The sequence below is a fragment of the Chryseobacterium sp. SIMBA_028 genome, assembly GCF_046535285.1.
Taxonomy (GTDB): Bacteria; Bacteroidota; Bacteroidia; order Flavobacteriales; family Weeksellaceae; genus Chryseobacterium.
On record NZ_JAWRWZ010000860.1, the window covers coordinates 1 to 233 of the forward strand.

The following is a 233-nucleotide window of genomic DNA, read 5'->3' on the forward strand; positions in this document are numbered from 1 at the left end:
TGAGCCCTGGCGAGCATGTGTTCGGAGATATCGAGGCCGGTCACCTGCAGGTGCGCAGGGTATTGCGGCAGTAACAGTCCAGTCCCGACGCCCGCCTCGAGCACGCGTCCCTCGTCCGCTGACATCAGCTCGATGATTGCGCGGTGGGCGGGGCGGAGAATGCCGCCATAGATCTCATCATAGAGTGGTGCCCAAAAACGGTAGGCGCGCCTTTGTCGTTCAGTTGAAACAAG

General features: G+C 60.9%; 1 protein-coding gene. It reads right to left on the minus strand.

Features of this window, described 5'->3' with window-relative positions; genetic code table 11:
* A partial coding sequence (locus SCA31_RS25640; RefSeq protein WP_410699739.1) for a hypothetical protein occupies positions 1 to 233 on the minus strand: 233 nt, incomplete at both ends.